Source organism: Halonatronum saccharophilum DSM 13868, assembly GCF_000517025.1.
Classification (GTDB): Bacteria; Bacillota; Halanaerobiia; order Halobacteroidales; family Halobacteroidaceae; genus Halonatronum; species Halonatronum saccharophilum.
The window spans coordinates 425,158-444,415 of sequence record NZ_KI912095.1 but is presented as its reverse complement, the minus strand read 5'-3'; the positions used below and the strand labels follow the sequence as shown (position 1 = coordinate 444,415).

At 34.7% G+C, this 19,258-nt stretch carries 13 protein-coding genes and 2 riboswitches; all 13 genes read left to right on the top strand.

Going from position 1 to position 19,258, the window contains the following annotated elements:
* The first annotated feature begins 33 nt into the window (after positions 1 to 33).
* On the top strand, positions 34 to 2,934 hold the full coding sequence (locus tag HALSAC_RS16515; RefSeq protein ID WP_051412160.1) for a starch-binding protein: 2,901 nt from the start codon (positions 34 to 36) through the stop codon (positions 2,932 to 2,934).
* Between the two features lie 178 nt (positions 2,935 to 3,112).
* Positions 3,113 to 5,992 (top strand): alpha-amylase family protein, encoded by a 2,880-nt coding sequence (locus HALSAC_RS16510; protein WP_051412159.1) that lies wholly within the window; start codon positions 3,113 to 3,115, stop codon positions 5,990 to 5,992.
* 355 nt (positions 5,993 to 6,347) lie between these two features.
* On the top strand, positions 6,348 to 7,223 hold the full coding sequence (locus tag HALSAC_RS0109400; RefSeq protein WP_027340056.1) for a glucodextranase DOMON-like domain-containing protein: 876 nt from the start codon (positions 6,348 to 6,350) through the stop codon (positions 7,221 to 7,223).
* A gap of 267 nt (positions 7,224 to 7,490) precedes the next feature.
* Positions 7,491 to 8,348: a bifunctional methylenetetrahydrofolate dehydrogenase/methenyltetrahydrofolate cyclohydrolase FolD gene (gene folD / locus HALSAC_RS0109395; protein ID WP_027340055.1), complete on the top strand. Its 858-nt coding sequence runs from the start codon at positions 7,491 to 7,493 to the stop codon at positions 8,346 to 8,348.
* A gap of 1 nt (position 8,349) precedes the next feature.
* Entirely contained in the window at positions 8,350 to 9,570 is a 1,221-nt protein-coding gene (xseA, locus tag HALSAC_RS0109390) for an exodeoxyribonuclease VII large subunit (protein ID WP_027340054.1), read from the top strand.
* A 242-nt stretch (positions 9,571 to 9,812) separates the two neighbouring features.
* A riboswitch (glycine riboswitch) is annotated at positions 9,813 to 9,916 on the top strand.
* 2 nt (positions 9,917 to 9,918) lie between these two features.
* A riboswitch (glycine riboswitch) is annotated at positions 9,919 to 10,002 on the top strand.
* Between the two features lie 331 nt (positions 10,003 to 10,333).
* A complete protein-coding gene (locus HALSAC_RS0109380) occupies positions 10,334 to 11,692 on the top strand; it encodes an alanine/glycine:cation symporter family protein (RefSeq protein ID WP_245579450.1) in 1,359 nt (452 codons plus the stop codon).
* Positions 11,693 to 12,308: 616 nt separating this feature from the next.
* Positions 12,309 to 12,548, top strand: coding sequence for an exodeoxyribonuclease VII small subunit (locus HALSAC_RS0109375; protein WP_027340052.1), 240 nt, complete (start codon positions 12,309 to 12,311; stop codon positions 12,546 to 12,548).
* Positions 12,548 to 13,429, top strand: a complete 882-nt coding sequence (locus HALSAC_RS0109370) for a polyprenyl synthetase family protein (RefSeq protein ID WP_027340051.1) — start codon at positions 12,548 to 12,550, stop codon at positions 13,427 to 13,429. The genes HALSAC_RS0109375 and HALSAC_RS0109370 overlap by 1 nt, the downstream gene beginning before the upstream one ends.
* Positions 13,430 to 13,524: 95 nt before the next feature.
* Positions 13,525 to 15,408: a 1-deoxy-D-xylulose-5-phosphate synthase gene (gene dxs / locus HALSAC_RS0109365; RefSeq protein ID WP_027340050.1), complete on the top strand. Its 1,884-nt coding sequence runs from the start codon at positions 13,525 to 13,527 to the stop codon at positions 15,406 to 15,408.
* 1 nt (position 15,409) lies between these two features.
* Positions 15,410 to 16,222, top strand: a complete 813-nt coding sequence (locus tag HALSAC_RS0109360; protein ID WP_027340049.1) for a TlyA family RNA methyltransferase — start codon at positions 15,410 to 15,412, stop codon at positions 16,220 to 16,222.
* 242 nt (positions 16,223 to 16,464) lie between these two features.
* Positions 16,465 to 17,322, top strand: coding sequence for an NAD(+)/NADH kinase (locus HALSAC_RS0109355; protein ID WP_027340048.1), 858 nt, complete (start codon positions 16,465 to 16,467; stop codon positions 17,320 to 17,322).
* A 90-nt stretch (positions 17,323 to 17,412) separates the two neighbouring features.
* Positions 17,413 to 17,868: an arginine repressor gene (gene argR, locus HALSAC_RS0109350; protein ID WP_027340047.1), complete on the top strand. Its 456-nt coding sequence runs from the start codon at positions 17,413 to 17,415 to the stop codon at positions 17,866 to 17,868.
* Positions 17,869 to 17,884: 16 nt separating this feature from the next.
* Positions 17,885 to 19,258, top strand: a 1,374-nt coding sequence (gene recN, locus HALSAC_RS0109345) for a DNA repair protein RecN (RefSeq protein ID WP_027340046.1), incomplete at its 3' end; no start/stop codon positions are given.

Below are 19,258 nucleotides of genomic sequence, written 5' to 3'. Positions count from 1 at the left end.
GCTATTAATCAATATTCGGAAGGGAGTGCTAAAATGTTTAAAAGAAGTTTTAGAAAAAATAAGGTTATCTTAGCAATCCTATTGGTTGGATTAATGGTGCTAATAGGTTGTAGTAGCGATAATTCTGAGATAGTTGATAGATCAGCTCACGGGTTGAAAGTAGCGTTAGATATTCCAAGTCAGCTTTTAGCTGATGTTAGTTTAGCGAGTATTGAAGATCATATGACTATTACAGAAGCAGAAGTAGAGTTATATAAAGGGGATAATCTAGTTGAGAGTAAGACGTTAGATGATCCTTTAAAAAATAATGATATAGTATTTTCAGAGGTAGAAGTAGGTGAAATATATGCGGTAAAAGCATATTTGAAAGGTAATATTAGAGATGAATCTGAAGTCGTAATCTTATATCAAGGTGAGGCTACTAGTTCAGAAGTTGAATCAGATAGTATAATTAATGTAGAAGTAGAGTTAAAACCGATATTAGCAAAAAGTTTGACGGTAGAAGAGATTACTATTGAAGATAAAACAGTTAAAACTGTTGAATTAAAGAATTTAGGTACAGGAAATTCAGCAAAAAAGAATTATGAAGAGGATATTGTCTTTGAAAATGGAGTAGGTGATTTAGAGTTAATCCCTGCTCGTTGGGATTTAATTATAACTTTGGAGGAAGATAATGAGCAGATAATAAGAGAAGTTTTATTATTACCAAATGAAGAGAAATTAATTGCTATAAGACCTAAAACTTTAGATGATATAGACAGGAATCAGACGATGATGCAAGCATTTTATTGGAATATGGCAATTGATGAAGCAAAACATTTAGGAGGAGATGAAGATAATTATACATTTTATGATCCTGCTCAGCCTTATGCCACAAATTATCCTCATGAAGTGGATTTGTGGAACTATATCGAAGAAAGTGCAGAACGATATAGTGAGTTAGGATTTACAGGATTTTGGTTGGCTCCACCTGGGAAAGCAGCTATTGATGAAGGTGAGGATTTCTATCGAGTTGGTTATGCTTCCTATGATCCATGGGACTTAGGAGAATTTAGTCAAAATTCTCTTGATGAAAGCGGTCGAACTAAGTATGGAACTAAAGATGAATTGGTTGCGGCCATTGTAGCTTTAAATGAACATAGTATTGAGGCTTATTACGATATTGTAATGAACCAAAGGCTCGGTGGACGTCCAGAGGTAGCACCAGTTCAGGCGGATTTAGGAGCAACACCATTAGAAGGTGGAGCTTGGTATTCGACTGAGTTGGATGAAGGAACAGAGTTTATTATTTCACTGCGAGAAAATGGAGATAACAATGAGTTCTTTGGTGAAATAGAGAATGTTGGATGGTATTTTGTAGAAATTCCAGCTAACTATAATAGAGTGATATTTAGTAATGATGGTGCTGAGCAAACAGAGAATTTAATTATAGGTGAAGATGAAAATGATGATTGGTATTCTGAAGTTAATGAGGATAAAATCACCGTTTATTATACTAACCCTAACGATTGGGGAACTATAAATGTTCATACTTGGGAAGAAGGAGTAGAAGAGCAAACTACTGAATGGCCAGGATTAGAAATGGAATCTGCTGCTAATGAGCAATTTATTGCAGTAGAAGAGAATGAAGTTTGGATAGATTTAAACGCTGAAGATGGAGATGCAAGGTGGGTATATAATGAAGGAGATAATAGTAAATTTAAAATAATTAATATGCAGACTGAAAAACCAGAAGACGCTGATGAGTTAGGAGAGGTATCTGAAGGTAAGTTTAGAGTGAATATTAGGGTTTGGGATTCTAATGTTAGTAATTTAAGAGTTGGTTTTGATAGTGATGGATGGAACTGGAGAGGTGTAGGTGGCTTAGCGTATTATGAAGCTGTGGCCTTGACTGATTTTAGTGATTTAGAAGGGCGAAACAAATATTATAATGCAGATTTTGAATGGAATTGGCAAAAGTTTAATGTAATTGACTATTGTGATGTTAGAGGAGGAATAGACCCTGTATTGTTATTTGGGAAAGAATACAATGATACGATGGGTCAAGACTTCTTATTAGGAAGCAATATCGATTATGCAAATAATCAAAATACTTGGCAAGAGTACAAAGACCTTGCTACTTGGTTGGTTGAGGATATTGGCTTTGATGGATTTAGAATTGATGCAATTAAGCATATTCATACACCATTTATGCAATCCTGGATGGAGCATGTGCAAGAGATAGATCATCGAGATTTATTCTTGGTAGGAGAAGACTTCACCGGACTAGATGGTTTAAGAGCTACCCTAGATGGTATGGATGAAGATAGGAGTAGAGGTTTAACCTTATTTGACTTCCAATTATTCTTTGATTTCCAAGGTTTAGGTGCAATGAATATGGCTGACTTAGCTTCAGCAGGGTTAGTAAATCAAGAAGGTTATAAAGATAGGGCTGTTACCTTTGTGAGTAACCATGATACAGAGCGAGATAATTATGATATAGCTCGTGTTACTAATTATAAATATCAAGCATATACCTATATCTTAACTAGAGAATATGGTGTTCCAACAGTATTTTGGAAAGACTATTATCAATATGGAATGCAAGATGGACTTGATAAGCTTTTAGAAGCTAGAAGAGACTATGCTTATGGTGAATCATGGGAACACCCTGATGCTAATGATAGTGGTGTTTACACTTATACAAGGCTTGGTTTAGATTATATAGAGGGGACAGGTTTAGTTATGTTGATTTCTAATTCTAATGCCCAAGGAGATATGCAAGAAAGGACACTTTACTCTGGCCGTCCAAATGTCACTTATGAAGATATAACAGGAAACGTTGATGGATCAGTAACTACTAATGGTGATGGTTATGGTGAGTTTAAGGTCCAAGGAAGTGAATATAATGGTTGGTCAGTTTGGGTGCCAACAGAGTGGGATGTTTGGCAGTAATGTATTATTACTTTAATATTAGGCAAATGAAAGTTTTAACTTATTAGTTTTATACCTTAGTAATGAGTGGGAGTGTTAAGTTAATTGCTTTTCACTCATTACTATACTTATGAAAAGTAAGCAGTCTAAAATATGATATTAGATTGATGTCTATAAATACGGAAAAAGGAGTGATAAAATGTTCAGGAAGAAGAGAACTTTTTTAGCAATTTTGTTGGTTGCAACCTTCATAATGGTAGGATGTAGTAGCAATCAATCTTATGTAGCTGATGATTCAGCTTATGGCTTGAAAGTAGAATTAGATATACCAAGTAAATTGTTAGCAGATGTTAGTGCATCATCTCTTGCAGACAATATAACTATTACAAAAGCAGAGATTGGATTATACAAAGATGACCAGAGTATTGAAAGTAAGAACTTACAAAACCCATTAGAAGAGAATCAAATTGGATTTAGCGGGGTAGAAGTAGGTGAAAGTTATGAAGTAAGAGTAAATTTAAAGGGAAGTCTTAGAGGTCAAGATGAAGTTGAAATATTATATAGAGGGGAAGAAACTACTCAAGAAATTGCAGCAGATAGTATGACTAGTGTAGAAGTAGAGGTTAAAGCATTACCAGCTAAAAGCTTAACGGTAGTAGAGGTTATTGCAGATGAAGAGATAGCTCAGATTAGATTAGAACATCCGGTCAAAGGGAGTTTATCTAAAGATTATGAAGAAGGAGTTAGGTTTGAAGATGGTGAAGGTGGAGTAGAATTGACTCCTTCACGCTGGGATTTAATTGTAGAATTAGAAGGAGATCATAGTAATTACAAAGACTTCATTTTATTATTGCCAACAGAAGAAAAAGAAATTAGTATAAATATTGATACAGAAGAAGAAGGGGGGGAACCAGGTGTAGGTATTAACATTACTACTCATATCTCTCCAAATGCTCCAAGAGGTTTATCAGTAGATAAAGATGGTAATTTAATTTGGGATGAAGTTGAGAATGCAACTGCTTATAGAGTATATAAGAGTGAAACAGCAGCTTCAGATGATGTAGAATTAGTAGATACAGTTAGTGAAAATCAGTTTGTAGGTTTGGATGAAGAAAAAGAATATTACTATTGGATCAGAGCTTGGACTAATGATGGTTATTCAAGTGCATTAAGCTCTCCTTACTTTACTGGTGGAGGTGGCTTTGATTTAGGTGCTGATCCAGCAGAGAAGATAAATCTTTCTGTAATAGAAGAAATGGATTGGGGTGATTTGCACAACTCTATAGGTGGAATCAATGAAACGATTATGCAAGCCTTTTATTGGGGAATGAATAGAGATTTGTCACCTGATGATCCTGATACAAGAAGTGACTTCTTTGGTGATGAGCATATTAGTGTTAATTTTAAAACTGATTATCCAGAGGAAGGAAACCTTTGGCAATTATTTGCTGAGCGAGCTGATGACTTTGCAGAGGCAGGTTTTACTGCTTTATGGTTCCCTCCAGCTCATAAGGGTTGGAGTGGGTTAGGAGGAACTACTGCAGCAGATGATGTAGGTTATGGAGTTTATGACAAATGGGATTTAGGAGAGTTTGACCAAGAAGGTAGCATTAGAACCAAATATGGTACTAGATCTGAATTGGAGAATGCTATAGAAGCCTTAAGGGATGCTGGAGTAAAATCTTATTATGATGTAGTCTTTAATCAGCGCTTTAGTGGCGCTATTAAAGAGATAGAATTAGATAAAGATAGCCCTGATAGAGCTGGTGAAACTGTTGAAACTTATGTTGATTTAGGTGTGCAAAAAGGTAGAAAAGCTAATTATACTGAAGGTGCGTGGGGGGATTTATGGCATGACTTTATCTGGGATGAGCGTGCCTTTACTGCAGGTGATACAATTATAATTGACTATGATGAAGATGGCAATCCAATACATGAACATGGTCATTATATGTTCAGTGCTGATGAAGATTTCCATGGTACAGATGATAGAACTTGGGGAGATATTTTCCAACCGTCTTATTTTCATATGTCAGATTATTTGATGGGATTGAATGTTGATTTCTATAATTATCCAGACTGGGATTACCAAAATCCTAAGAAGAATCCTGTATCTGATGAGCTTAAAGCGTGGGGAGAATGGATCGTTAATGATATTGGTTTTGATGGATTTAGAATGGATGTTATTTATCGTTTAGATAGTAAATTTGTACATGATTGGATTCATCATGTACAACAATCAACAGAGAGAGATATCTTCTTTGTTGGAGAAACCGGTTTTTCTAGGAGAGATGATTTGGTTGGTTATCTAGAGTATATTGACCAAAGAGGTGCTCAAGAGCAAGGTGAATTAGAAAATTATGATGATTTGGTTCATAGTGTTCGTTCAATTGACTACTCCTTTAGAAGGGGAAGTATGACTGAGATGGGAACAAATTTGGGCCAAGGTAGTGATTTTGATATGCAAAGGTTACATGAAAGTTGGAGTGATGCTTTAGTAAATCATCCTGATGTGAATATGAGAAGGCGTGCGACCCCTTATTTAGATAATCATGATACAAGCAGGGCCAACGTCTTTACTCACCATAATGATTTTGATCCTAACACAAATGAACATTCTATTCGTCGATTCAATAATCAGCTTTATGCTTATATTCTAACTAGAGCTTATGGTGAGCCGATAGTCTTTTGGAAGGACTACTATCAATTTGGAATGCAAGAAGAGTTAGATAAGATGCTTAGAGCTAGAAAGTACTTTGCTTATGGATTACCTTGGGAGCATCCTGAGGCTAATGATCAGGGAGTTTATACTTATAGTCGTTTAGGTGTGAATGAAGTTCCAGGAACTGGTTTAGTCTTATTGCTGTCTAATTATGATATGCCAGGAGAGGCGAGTAAAGAGCTATTTTCTGGTAGGGCCAATACTACCTATATTGACTATACAGGTAATGTAGAAGGAACAGTAACGACTGATGAAAATGGTATGGGAGTCTTTAGAGTTCGTGGCGAAGAAGATAGAGGCTGGTCAATCTGGGTTCCAATTGGTTGGGATGGAGATTGGGCAGATTTAGCTAGATAATAGAGTTAGATAGTTTAGAAGAATTAATAAAGAGGGGGGCTTTTAATTAAAAGCCCCCCTCTTTTTAATTAAATTGTGAAATTATATAGTAATAAATCGTAGCTTTAGTACTGGTGATGAGTAATCAGTAATGAGTAATGGGTAAAACCTTAAAAAAACAGAAACTCCTTTGTTACCTAAGGCTTATAAGAGGTTTTGAGATTTTGACTTTACTCATTACTATTCACTCATTACTCATTACTAGTGGCACGAAAGTGACGCTTTATTACTATTAAGCTTTAAGTCAATTTCTTTCATATTCTCCCTATTCCACTCATAGAAATAGTTAAGAGAAATTTTAAAAGGAGCTGTTTCTATGAGAAGATTAACCTATATATCTTTAATCCTTATCTTAATGCTAGCGATCTCTATGGTGGCTAGTGGAGAGGAGGGGATCATCTTTGAAATGAGAGATCCTGTGGGAGATGAGTATGGGCCAGGTAGTTATACTTATCCTAAAAGTGAACAGTTTGCTCCTTATGAAGGACTATTTGATTTAGTTCATTATAAGGTTGAGGAGGATGGAGATAATTATAACTTTTATTTTAAGTTTGTAGAGATAACCAATCCTTGGCACGCCCCTTATGGCTTTAGCCATCAATTAATCCAAGTCTATATCGACAATGATGAAGGTGGAAGCTTAGAGACTTTTAAACCTGGGGCCAACGTCCGTTTTGAAAAATCTCACCCTTGGAATAAGCTAATTAAGCTAACAGGTTGGACTTTAGAGGTCTTTGACTATCGAGATGATGTGAAAGCCAATAAAAGATTAACGGAGAATAAGGTTGAGGTTTTAGCAGAGGGGAAAACGATCAAAGTTAGTATACCTAGGGCCAAATTAGGTGATCTGGAGAAAGCTAAGTATTATGTTTTAATAGGTTCTTTAGATGGTTTTGCTTATGATAACTATCGTGAGGTAGTCCAAGAAGCCCAAGGGTGGAAGTTTGGCGGTAATAATAACCCAGATATAATGCCCCATGTAATAGATATCTTAGTTCCTCAAGGTATGGATCAGAAGGATATTCTAGGGAGTTATAATTTAGAGACTGGTGAGTTTGCTACCTTAAGGGCTGTTGGCCCAGAACTTGGCTTACATTGGAAATTCATTATCATTTTTGGATTTTTGGCCCTTTTAGTAGCTAGTTTAATTGGTGCTGTAGTAAAATTTTTATTCAAAAATTTTGATAATTAAAAGGGAGTTTCATTGTATAATTAAGGTTAATATAGAATATGCAAGTTATAATATAGCTGCTGAATTATTATAAAATTAGATTACTAGCTAAATTTTAATAAAATTCAACTTAGAAACTAAAAACCATCCTACCAAGTATTAATACTTGGTAGGATGGTTTTTAAATATAATAAAATAACTTATAATTTAAAAGGTGCTTTGATTTTAATTGAGGTGATTTTATGCTATAATATGTTTAATATGGATTGAAAAGGGGAGATTAAAAGTATGAGAGTAGGAGAAGATAAGATTTTGGATGGAAGAGGAGTAGCTAAAAAGATAGAGGTAGAGATTAGTAAAAAGGTTGATGAGTTAAAGGAAAAGAATGTAGTTCCAGGTTTGACAGTGATTTTAGTTGGGGATAATCCAGCTTCTCAAGTTTATGTATCCTATAAGGAGAAAGCTTGTAATAGGGTTGGAATAAATTCTAGTCTCATTAGAATGGCAAAGGATACCAGTCAAGCTGAATTATTATCAGAGGTCAAAAGGTTAAATAATAATGATAGTGTAGATGGAATTTTAGTCCAACTACCTTTACCAGATCAAATTGATGAAGAAGAGATATTAAAAGCTATCGATCCAGCTAAGGATGTTGATGGTTTTCACCCTGTTAATGTAGGTGATTTAGTAGTTAAAGGGACTAATTTAGCACCCTGTACACCTAAAGGGATAATGGAATTGTTAAGTAGATATGATGTTGATTTAGAAGGGAAGGAAGCTGTAGTAGTTGGCAGGAGTAATATTGTTGGTAAGCCTATGTTCCATATGCTTTTAGATAATAATGCTACAGTTACAGTGTGTCACAGTAGAACTAAGGATCTAAAATACCATACTAAAAGAGCGGATATTTTGGTAGCAGCTGTAGGAAGACCTAATTTTATAAGCGGTGATATGGTTAAAGAGGGTGCTATTGTTATAGATGTAGGTATTAATCGTAGTGATGATGGATTGGTTGGAGATGTAGAGTTTGAGGGAGCTAAGAAGAGAGCTGCGGCAATTACTCCAGTTCCTGGTGGTGTTGGCCCGATGACAATTGCTACCTTGCTAATGAATACCTTGGAAGCTTGTGAGGAAAGAAGGGGATAGGATGTTTGGTAATAAAAGCTCGAAAGAAAATATCTGGTCGGTTAGTGGGCTTACAGATTATCTAAAGAAGTTATTAGAAGATGACCCACAATTAAGTCCAGTTATTCTTAAAGGTGAAATTTCAAACTTTCACCATCATTCTTCTGGGCATATGTACTTTACTTTAAAAGATAAAAAAACTCAATTAAAGGCAGTTATGTTTAGAGGGTATAATCAAAGGTTAGACTTTACACCTGAAGAAGGAATGTCAGTAATTGCACAAGGGAAGGTAAGTATCTATCCGGCAAGAGGAGAGTATCAAATTTATATACATAGTATGGAACCAGATGGTATAGGGAGTTTACACCTTGCTTATGAGCAGTTAAAGGAGCGTTTGGAGAAGGAGGGTTTGTTTAAAGAGGAGTTTAAAAAACCTATACCTAAGATTCCAGCTAAGGTAGGAGTGGTAACTTCCGCTACAGGTGCAGCCTTAAGGGATATTATTAGTGTTGCAAAAAGGCGTTTTTCCAATTTATCTTTGTTGATTGCACCTAGTCAAGTTCAAGGTAAAGGTGCTGGAGATAATCTGGTTAAAGGAATAGAAATTTTAAATGAAAGTGATGTAGATGTTATTATTATTGGTCGTGGTGGAGGGTCTATTGAGGATCTATGGGCTTTTAATAAGGAGAAGGTAGCAAGGGCCATCTTTGAGTCTAAGATTCCTGTTATCTCAGCTGTAGGTCATGAGACTGATCTTACAATAGTTGATTTTGTGGCAGATCTTAGGGCTCCTACTCCATCAGCAGCAGCTGAATTAGTAGCATCTAATCGTGAAGAGGTGAAAAGGTATCTTGATCGGTTAGAAAATAATCTTTATACATCAATTGATAATCGGATCACTAGGTATAAAGATCTGTTGGCCCGTCTTCAAGATAATAGAGCTTTTGTTTTGCTTAGAGATAAGATAAGGGATTATATACAAGAAGTCGATGAATTATCAATTTCACTAGAGAGGAATTTTAAATTAGGGTTAGAGAGGCGAAAAGAGAGGCTAGAAGGGATAGTAGGTAAGTTAAACTCCTTATCACCTCTAAATACTTTGGCAAGGGGGTATGCTCTTGCTAGAGATGGATCTGGGAAGAGCATAGCTTCTATTAATGGGATTAAAGAGAAAGAAGAGGTTAATCTATTATTAAAAGATGGAGAAATTATTTGTAGAGTGGAAAAAATCATAGAAAGTTAGCTTGCTTTTAAGCAAGCTAAGCTTTCCATTTATAACGGTATTCTTTCTTTAATTGAATGAAAAAGTAAATTTTATCTTTTATAATTTTTAGTAGAAACAGATGTTTTTTAGGGTTAAGCTATATAATATGCAGATTTTTTAGAATTGTTATCGATAAATCAGACTAATATAAATATAAAAACGACTATTGTAAAAACAACTTATATATGTTATCATAAAGAGGATAATTAAATATCTTTCGGATGATTATTACAGGAGATAGGGTCAACATGGCTCTGCCGAAGGGGCAAATCTATGGTTGTCCGACCATAGGTGAAACTCTCAGGTCTGTTACTGTAATAGGACGAAACTCTGGAGAGACTCGTAAAGAGCGCCGAAGGAGTAACCTAATTATTTTTAATTAGGGTAATCTCTCAGGTAAAAGGACAGGGTGAAGGACAGGTATAATTAAAAATTAAGAGTTAAAAATTAAGAATTATTAAGGATTCAAAATTATTTTGAGTTCAATTCTTAACCTTTTATTCTTAATTGTAGTCTATTTATATTAAAGTTTACTTTAATAAAGTAGCTAATATATAAATCTAGTAGCCACTTTTACTAGGGGCTTCCTGTCTTTCTCCAGAGTTTAAACCTAAGGGTTTAGACTTTTTTATTTTATTAAAGAAACTATGGATAGTCTTAATTGTGTTGTCTGTAAGTTTCTAAAAGCTTTAAGCTGATTGCGAATGGCTGATATCTAAAACATAACAAGGAGGAAGTTTAGATGATGGAGTTTATTGAAGCAATTAATAGTATTTTATGGGGACCAGTAATGTTATTTTTCTTACTGGGAACTGGTGTATTATTTACTTTTAAGTTGAGGTTTTTGCAGTTTAGAAAGTTAAAGCAGGTTTTTAAAGCAACTTTTAAAAGAGGTAATAAAGAAGAAGCAGATAAAGATGGTATGAGTTCTTTTCAGGCCCTTACCACGGCAGTGGCAGCTCAGGTTGGAACTGGTAACTTAGCTGGTGTAGCAACAGCTGTAGCTGCTGGTGGTCCTGGTGCAGTATTTTGGATGTGGATAAGTGGTATATTTGGTATGGCCACTATCTTTGCCGAGGCTGTGTTGGCCCAGCTTTATACAGAAAGAGTTGATGGAGAGGTAACTGGTGGTGCAGCTTATTATATCAAAAAGGGTCTTGGAAATAACTTTTTAGCTGGATTTTTCGCTGTAAGTATAGTTCTTGCCTTAGGTTTTATGGGGAATATGGTTCAATCAAATTCAATAGCTCAGGCTGTTGATAGTGCTTTTGGAATTCCTAATTATATAACTGGAATTGTAATAGCAGTTTTGGTAGGTATGATAGTTATAGGTGGAATCAAGAGGATAGCTAAGTTTACTGTAAATGTAGTTCCTATTATGGCGATTTTATATATTATAGGTAGTTTTGTGATTGTTCTTTTAAATATTAAAGAGGTTATTCCGGCATTACAGATGATAATTCAAGGTGCTTTCAACCCTCAATCTGTAGCAGGTGGTGTCTTAGGTGTTGGAGTGAAGGAAGCTTTCCGTTATGGTACTGCAAGGGGTCTATTCTCTAATGAAGCAGGTATGGGTTCTACACCTCATGCTCATGCAGTGGCTAAGGTTAAGCATCCATCACAGCAGGGTTTGGTGGCTATTATGGGTGTAATTTTTGATACAGGTATTGTATGTACATTAACTGCTTTAGTTATAATTATGACAGGGGCTTTCCAAAGTGGTTTAACTGGTATAGCGTTAACTCAGGCTGGATTTATTAGTGGTTTTGGTCAATTTGGTAGTACTTTTATCGCTATCTGTATGTTCTTCTTTGCTTTATCGACTATTATCAGTTGGTATTTCTTTGGTGAAGCTAATATTAAATACTTATTTGGTAAGAAAGGAATTAAGGTTTATCAAATATTAGTTTTAATTTTTATAGTTGTTGGAACTACTATGAAGGTAGAGGTAGTTTGGGAGTTAGCTGATACATTTAATGGTTTAATGGTTATTCCAAACTTAATTGCCCTATTAGGTATGACTTCATTGGTTGTTAAGGTTTTAAATGATTATGAAGATAACTTTGAACAAGGATTAGAATCTGAATTTGAGAAAAAGTAGGGATTAGCTATTAGCCTTTAGCAAAGAGTTTAATAAAAATTATCGAGAAGCTATCAGAAAAAGTATTGCATACAAAACCTCTATAGAAAAATAGTAAAAAATCTAATCTTATTCTTGATAGGTGTTCCAAGGGATTGATTTTATGATTTAGAGGTCTTGGATTAGCTGGTGGCTGATAGCTGATAGCTGATAGCGGTATATAAATTTATCTGAAGGTTGCCTAAGGGCAACCTTTTTGTTATTATAAAGAGAGGCATATAATCGAATTAAGTTGTTAAAAATAGAAATAATAGGGAATAATAAATTTAATCTTCAATTAATTTAAAGGTTTTTAACTATTAAATATCACCTATAACGCTAGGCAGGTAATAAGAGTTTAATCTAGAAATATGTATATAACGTATTTTTTAACTAGTAATGAGTAATGAGTTATGAGTAAGTTCAAAAACCTAAGATCTCTTATTAAGGTTCAGTTAATAAAAGGGTTTCTAGTTTTTTAAGGTTTTGCTCATTACCCTTTACTGATTACTCATCACTAGTAATAAAGCTACAGCTTTATTACTACATAATGTTAACTATTAGAAGGTTACATAATATTGCTAAGGGGGAAGTTTCTATGGATAAAGAACTATCTTTTGAGGAGGCTTTAAAGGGGTTAGAGGAGGTTGTTGAAAGTTTGGAGAGAGGTGATTTGACTTTAGATCAATCTTTAGATTTTTTTGAAAAAGGGGTCGGGTTGACTAAATTTTGTTCAGATTCTTTGGAGAAAGCAGAAGGAAAGATTGAAATTATTAAAGAAGAGGCGGGCAAGAGTGTAATAGAAGAGTTTAATTATAGTAATGAAGGAGAGGAATAATGGAAATAAAAGATTATATCAAAGAAGAAGCTGGCATAATAAATGAAGCATTAGGTAGATACCTACCACAGGAGAGTTTATTTCCGGAGAAATTACATAAATCTATGCGTTATAGTTCATTGGCAGGTGGAAAGAGAATAAGACCTATATTAACTTTAGAGGCAGCTAAGTTGATAGGAGGAGATAAAGAAAAGATCTTAGTTGCTGCTTGTGCAGTTGAGTTGGTACATACATATTCTTTAATTCATGATGACCTACCTTGTATGGATGATGATGATCTAAGGAGAGGAAAGCCTACTAACCATAAAGTCTTTGGTGAGGGAATGGCTGTATTAGCTGGTGATGCTTTATTGACCTATGCCTTTGAGATGATGGCTAAGGTAGAGGGAATCTCAGCTCCAAGGGTTTTAGAAGCTATAAGAGAGCTTGCTGAGGCTTCTGGTAATAGAGGGATGATAGGTGGACAAGTAGCCGATATCTTAGCTGAAGGTAGGGAGATTAGTGGTGAAGATTTAGAGTATATACATACTCACAAGACAGGTGCTTTGTTAAAGGCTTCAGTAAGGGTAGGTGCTATCTTAGCTGGGGCCAACAAAGAAGAATTAGAAGCTTTAACTGAGTATGCAGAGCAGATCGGTTTAGGTTTTCAGATTGTTGATGATATATTAGATATAGAAGGTGATGCAAAAAAGTTAGGAAAGAATGTAGGAAGTGACTTGGGATTAGATAAGGCAACTTTTCCAGCTATTTATGGTTTAGAAGAATCAAAGAAGATGGCACGAGAGACCTTTGATAGATCAAAAGAGGCAATTGAGTTATTTGGAGATAAGGGAGATATTTTAGTTAAATTAGCAGGGTATATAATTGATAGGGAATATTAAGTAATAATTAAAAATTAAGAGTTAAGAATTAAAAGTTTTTAAATTTTCAACTTTTAATCCGTAATTTTTAATTCTAAAAAGGGTGGTATTAATTTATGGAAGATATAAGAGAAGATCTATTGTCTAAGGTGGATTCTCCAAGAGATTTAGTAAATCTCTCTTTAGAGGAGATGTATAGGTTGGCCCAGGAGCTTAGAAATTACATAATAGTATCTTTATCGAAGACTGGTGGTCATTTGGCATCATCTTTAGGTGTTATAGAGCTAACTATTGCTTTACACTCTATTTTAGAGAGCCCTAAAGATAAGTTGATATGGGATGTTGGTCATCAAGCTTATGCTCATAAGATTTTGACGGGTAGAAGAGATGAATTTGCTACTCTACGTCAATTGGATGGAATAAGTGGTTTTCCAAAAAGATCAGAAAATGAACATGATCATTTGGATGTAGGTCATAGCAGTACATCTATCTCTGCTGCTTTAGGAATGGCTTGTGCTAGAGATATTAAAGGTGAGGATGAAACGATAGTAGCAGTAATTGGTGATGGAGCTCTAACTGCAGGTATGGCCTTTGAAGCTTTAAATCATGCTGGTGCTTTAAAGAAGGATTTGATTGTCATTTTAAATGATAATGAGATGTCTATCTCTAAGAATGTAGGAGCTTTATCTAATTATTTGGATAAATTACGTACAAGCCCTAAGCTTAATAAGGCTAAAAAGGATTTAGAGCATTTAATAAATAAGATACCTGCTTTTGGGGATCAGTTGGTCAAAACTGCTGGTAGGATGAAAAACTCTTTGAAGTATTTATTAGTATCCGGGATATTATTTGAGGAGTTTGGCTTCACTTATTTAGGGCCAATTGATGGGCATAATATTAAGGTTTTAAGGGAACATATTAAGGATGCCAAAAATATTGGTGGTCCAGTTCTAATTCATACTGTTACCAAGAAAGGTAAGGGTTATAAGCCAGCTGAGGAGAGTCCAGATAAGTTTCATGGTGTTGGCCCTTTTAATATAAGAACAGGAGAGAAGAAAAAAAGGAGAAAGTTGCCTACATATACCGATGTTTTTAGTAATACTTTAATAGAGTTGGCCCGTGAGGATAAATCAATAGCAGCTATTACTGCAGCTATGCCTTCGGGAACAGGACTTAATAAGTTTGCTAATGAGTTTCCAGATCGCTTTTATGATGTAGGAATTGCTGAACAACATGCTTTAACCCTGGGCTCAGGTTTAGCTTTAAATGGTATAAAACCTTTTGTTACTTTATATTCAACCTTCTTACAAAGGGGATATGATCAGGTATTACATGATATTTGTTTGCAGAATCTTCCTGTAAAACTTGCAATTGATCGTGCTGGTCTTGTAGGAAAAGATGGAGAGACCCACCAAGGTGTATTTGATTTCTCTTTTTTAAGACACCTACCTAATATGACGGTAATGGCACCCAAAGATGAGAATGAATTAAGGTCTATGGTTAAGACAGCTAACCTTCATAATGGGCCAATTGCTCTTCGTTATCCTAGAGGAGAAGTTGTGGGGATAGAGGAGAAGAAGGCTGATGTTTTAGAGGTAGGTAAAGCAGAGGTATTGCGCGAGGGAACAGATGGTGCAATATTGGCTATTGGTTCTATGGTCTATCCTGTTTTGGAAGTTGCTGATAATTTATCAAAGGAAGGAATAGATCTAAGTGTAGTTAATAGTAGATTTGTAAAACCATTAGACGAAGATCTAATACTATATCTTGCAGATAAATTTGATAATATCTTTACAGTTGAGGAACATATCTTAGAAGGTGGTTTTGGTAGTGCAGTAGGTGAATTATTGCTTGATAATAATTGTAAAGTGAATTTAAAGAGGATAGGTCTACCAGATAAGTTTATTGAACATGGTTTAGCAACAGAATTGCTTGCTAGATATCAATTAGATAAACAAGGAATTAAAGAGCAGATTAGAGAAGTTTTTAGGGAGGATTGAGATGGGAAAGAAGGAACGTTTAGATGTTATAGTAACAAAGAGAGGTTATTTTAAGAGTCGTTCCCAGGCAAAACGTTCAATTATGGCTGGTCTTGTTTATGTAGATGATCAGTTAGTAGATAAGGCTGGAACTAAGATAGATACAGAATCGGCAATAAGGGTTAAAGGTCAATTACATCCCTATGTAAGCCGAGGGGGGTTAAAGCTTGAAAAGGCTATAGAGGTCTTTGATTTAGATTTAGCTAATAAAGTAGTAGTTGATATAGGTGCTTCAACAGGTGGTTTCACAGATTGTTCATTACAAAATGGAGCTAAGAAAGTTTATGCTATAGATGTTGGTTATAATCAATTAGCCTGGAAGTTAAGAAGTGACCATAGGGTAGTCTCTATGGAGAAGACAAATGCCCGTTATCTAAGTTTAGATGATATTGGAGAAGCTGGAGATTTTGGAGTTGTAGATGTAGCTTTTATTTCTTTAACAAAGATATTAGGATCCTTAAAAGGGCTTTTAAAGGAAAATGGAGAAATTATAGCTTTGATAAAACCTCAATTTGAAGCTGGTCCAGATAAGGTAGGAAGTAATGGGGTAGTTAAAGATGATAAAGTACACAAAGAGGTTATCTATAAGGTAGTTGATTTTGCCAAGGATATTGATCTAAATATTATTGGATTAGATTATTCTCCTATCACCGGTGGGAAAGGTCATAACATAGAGTATTTGGCCCACTTTAGCAGAGGTGAGGGTAGTGAAGAGGTTGATGACTTAGGTGCTAAGATAGATGGTGTGATAAAATATGCCCATAAAGCGTTGTAGTGATTAAGTGGTATTATCGTGCCACTAGTGACGAGTAATAATTAATGAGTGAAATAAGAACTAAAGATTCTTTTTTGAGATTCTAAGGAGAATTTTTGAATGGGCTTATCACCAAGGAGTAGACTCTTGAACCCGAAGGTTAAAAGCTCGCAAGTTCTAAGGTTTTACTAATCACTCATTACCCATTACTGATTACTAGCTGTTATCTGACAGCTATAGTAAACTTGATTAGGAGTGAGACTGTGAATAGAATAGGTCTAATTGCTAACATTAATAAATCACAGGCTATCTGGGCTGTAAAGAAGGTCTGTGAATTGTTGGATGATAAAGGCGAAGAGTATATACTTGATAAGGCTAGTGCTTATCTTCTTGATAGGGAGGTTGAAAGTTTAGCCTATGAAGAATTAATTAATCATGTTGATTTAGTAATTGTCTTTGGTGGTGATGGAACTTTCTTAAAAGCTGCTAGAACTTTTGTTAAGAATAAGGTTCCTATATTAGGAATTAATTTAGGTCAACTTGGTTTTTTAACTGATATAGAGATAGATAAGTTAGAGGAAGGTTTAGATAAGCTTTTGGCCAAAGAGTATATAATTGAAGATAGGATGATTTTAGAAGGGGTGGTAATAAGGCAAGGGAAGGTTATAAATAAGGCTATAGCTATCAATGATTTGGTAATTACCAAAGGACCTTTTTCTAGAATTATTAATCTAGAGACATATATAGATAATCAATATGTAACAACATATCCAGGTGATGGTTTGATTATAGCTTGTCCTACAGGATCCACAGCATATTCATTATCTGCTGGAGGTCCTATAGTTAATCCCAAGATGAAATCTCTAATTATAACACCTATTTGTCCACATACATTATATTCTCGTTCTATTGTAACTACAGTCGATGAAGAGATAAAGGTAAGTGTTGATGCTGATCATAATGAAGTTATGCTAACAGTTGATGGACAGGATAGTTTCTCACTTCTATCAAAGGATATAATCAAAATTGGAAAGTCGGATCTAGTAGCTAAGATGATAAAGTTAGAAGGTTATAATTTTTATAAGATTCTTAGAAATAGACTTCATAATAATAGGGTTTGAGAATAAAGCAATTGAAGGTTTAAAATTGATAATTAATAATTTGAAAAACTAAAGACTGTAAACTTTGATAAGAAAGAAGGGTGATAGTAGATGAAGAGTAAGCGGCATTTAAAGATTATGGATCTAGTTAAAGATAAGGCGGTTCAGACTCAAGAAGATTTGACAAATGCTTTAAAGGAAGAAGGAATTGATGTTACTCAAGCAACTATTTCTCGTGATATTAAGCAGTTGGGATTAATTAAGATACCTATGAAGGGTGGAGGATATAAGTATTCCTTACCACCAAAGCAGAGAGAAAAGATAAATGCTACCAGTCGGATGAAGAGGATGTTTCAAGATTCAGTAGTTAATATCGATTATAGTGAGAATTTGATAGTTATTAATACATTGCCAGGAACAGCACAAGGTATTGCAGCATTGTTAGATAGTACAGAATGGGATAAAGTAATTGGAACTATTGCAGGAGATGATACTATCTTAATTATTGTTAAGCCTAAGGATGCTGTTGATAAAGTATTAGAAAAGTTGGAGAGTTTAACTCTTTGATAAGGAGGTAGCAAAGGTGATATCTGAGTTAACTATACATAACTTTGCATTAATTAAAGAGGTAGAGCTGGAGCTGACCCCAGGTCTTAATATCTTAAGTGGTGAGACTGGGGCAGGGAAGTCAATAATTATTAAAGCCTTAGATATGTTATTAGGTGGCAGGGCTTCTACAGACTATATTAGATCCGGTGAAGAAAAGGCTCTTATTGAAGCTTCATTTTTTATTGGTAATAAAGGTGAAGTTAAAGAAGAAGCTCAAAACTTAGGGTTAGAATTAACTGATGATAAAATAATTTTAAGCCGCGAGATAAGTAAGAATGGAAATAATAAATCAAGAATTAATGGTAGAATAGTCACTTTAGAGATGGTGAAGTCTATAAGTAAGTATTTGATTGATATCCATGGACAACATGAACATCAATCATTATTAAACTCTGATGATCATTTAAGGTTATTAGATGAGTTTGGTGGTGAAGAAGTACTATCTTTAAAGAGGGAAGTTAATGAAATTTATAATGAGTTTAAAGAAAAGCAAGGAGAATTAAATAAGTTAGTTGAAGAAGAAAAAGATCGTGAGAGAAGAATTGATCTATTTAATTTTCAAATAAATGAGATTGAAGAGGCTGGATTAAAACTTGGGGAAGATGAAGAGTTAATTGAGGAAAAAAAGAGATTGAGCAATGCGGAAGAATTGAGCAGATCTGTTACTAATGCTTATCATCAAATCTATGAGACATCTTTTGAAGAAGATGCTATTATAGATAAGTTAAAGAAGATTTCTAAGGATATCGATAGTTTAATCTCGGTGGATAAGAGTTTAGAGAAGGTCTCCAATCAATTGACAGAATTGACTTATGGCTTAGAGGATGTCTCTTTTCAGTTAAGAGATTATCAAGATGAAATCGAATTTGATCCTCAAAGATTAGATATTATTGAGGAGCGGTTAAGGGTAATTAATGATCTAAAGAGAAAGTATGGAGATGAAATCGAAGATATATTAACTTATTGTGATGGGATTAAAGTTGAGTTAGAAGAGGCTGAAGGAATGGAAGTGAGAAAAAAGGGGTTAGAGGAAGATATAAAGAGGCTTGAAGAAGATTATAACAATAAAGCTAAGAGTTTATCTAATAAGAGGCAAGAAGTAGCCAACTTATTAGAAGAGAAAATTTTGAAAGAATTAAAGGATTTATCTATGGTCCAGACTAAATTTAAAGTTAACTTTGAAGAGAGAAGTGGCTTTAGTGGTGATGGTATGGATAAGGTTGAGTTCTTAATTGCTCCTAATCCTGGCTCTGGTCTAAAACCTTTGGCTAAGATAGCTTCTGGTGGAGAATTATCGAGGATAATGTTGGCTTTAAAGACGATAACAGCACATATTGATGATATCTCT

Coding starts and splice junctions, on each gene's coding strand:
- HALSAC_RS16515 (WP_051412160.1), top strand. CDS start 34: ATGTTTAAAAGAAGTTTTAGAAAAAATAAGGTTATCTTAGCAATCCTA.
- dxs (WP_027340050.1), top strand. CDS start 13,525: ATGGAAGATATAAGAGAAGATCTATTGTCTAAGGTGGATTCTCCAAGA.
- HALSAC_RS0109400 (WP_027340056.1), top strand. CDS start 6,348: ATGAGAAGATTAACCTATATATCTTTAATCCTTATCTTAATGCTAGCG.
- HALSAC_RS0109375 (WP_027340052.1), top strand. CDS start 12,309: ATGGATAAAGAACTATCTTTTGAGGAGGCTTTAAAGGGGTTAGAGGAG.
- argR (WP_027340047.1), top strand. CDS start 17,413: ATGAAGAGTAAGCGGCATTTAAAGATTATGGATCTAGTTAAAGATAAG.
- HALSAC_RS16510 (WP_051412159.1), top strand. CDS start 3,113: ATGTTCAGGAAGAAGAGAACTTTTTTAGCAATTTTGTTGGTTGCAACC.
- HALSAC_RS0109380 (WP_245579450.1), top strand. CDS start 10,334: ATGATGGAGTTTATTGAAGCAATTAATAGTATTTTATGGGGACCAGTA.
- xseA (WP_027340054.1), top strand. CDS start 8,350: ATGTTTGGTAATAAAAGCTCGAAAGAAAATATCTGGTCGGTTAGTGGG.
- folD (WP_027340055.1), top strand. CDS start 7,491: ATGAGAGTAGGAGAAGATAAGATTTTGGATGGAAGAGGAGTAGCTAAA.
- HALSAC_RS0109370 (WP_027340051.1), top strand. CDS start 12,548: ATGGAAATAAAAGATTATATCAAAGAAGAAGCTGGCATAATAAATGAA.
- HALSAC_RS0109360 (WP_027340049.1), top strand. CDS start 15,410: ATGGGAAAGAAGGAACGTTTAGATGTTATAGTAACAAAGAGAGGTTAT.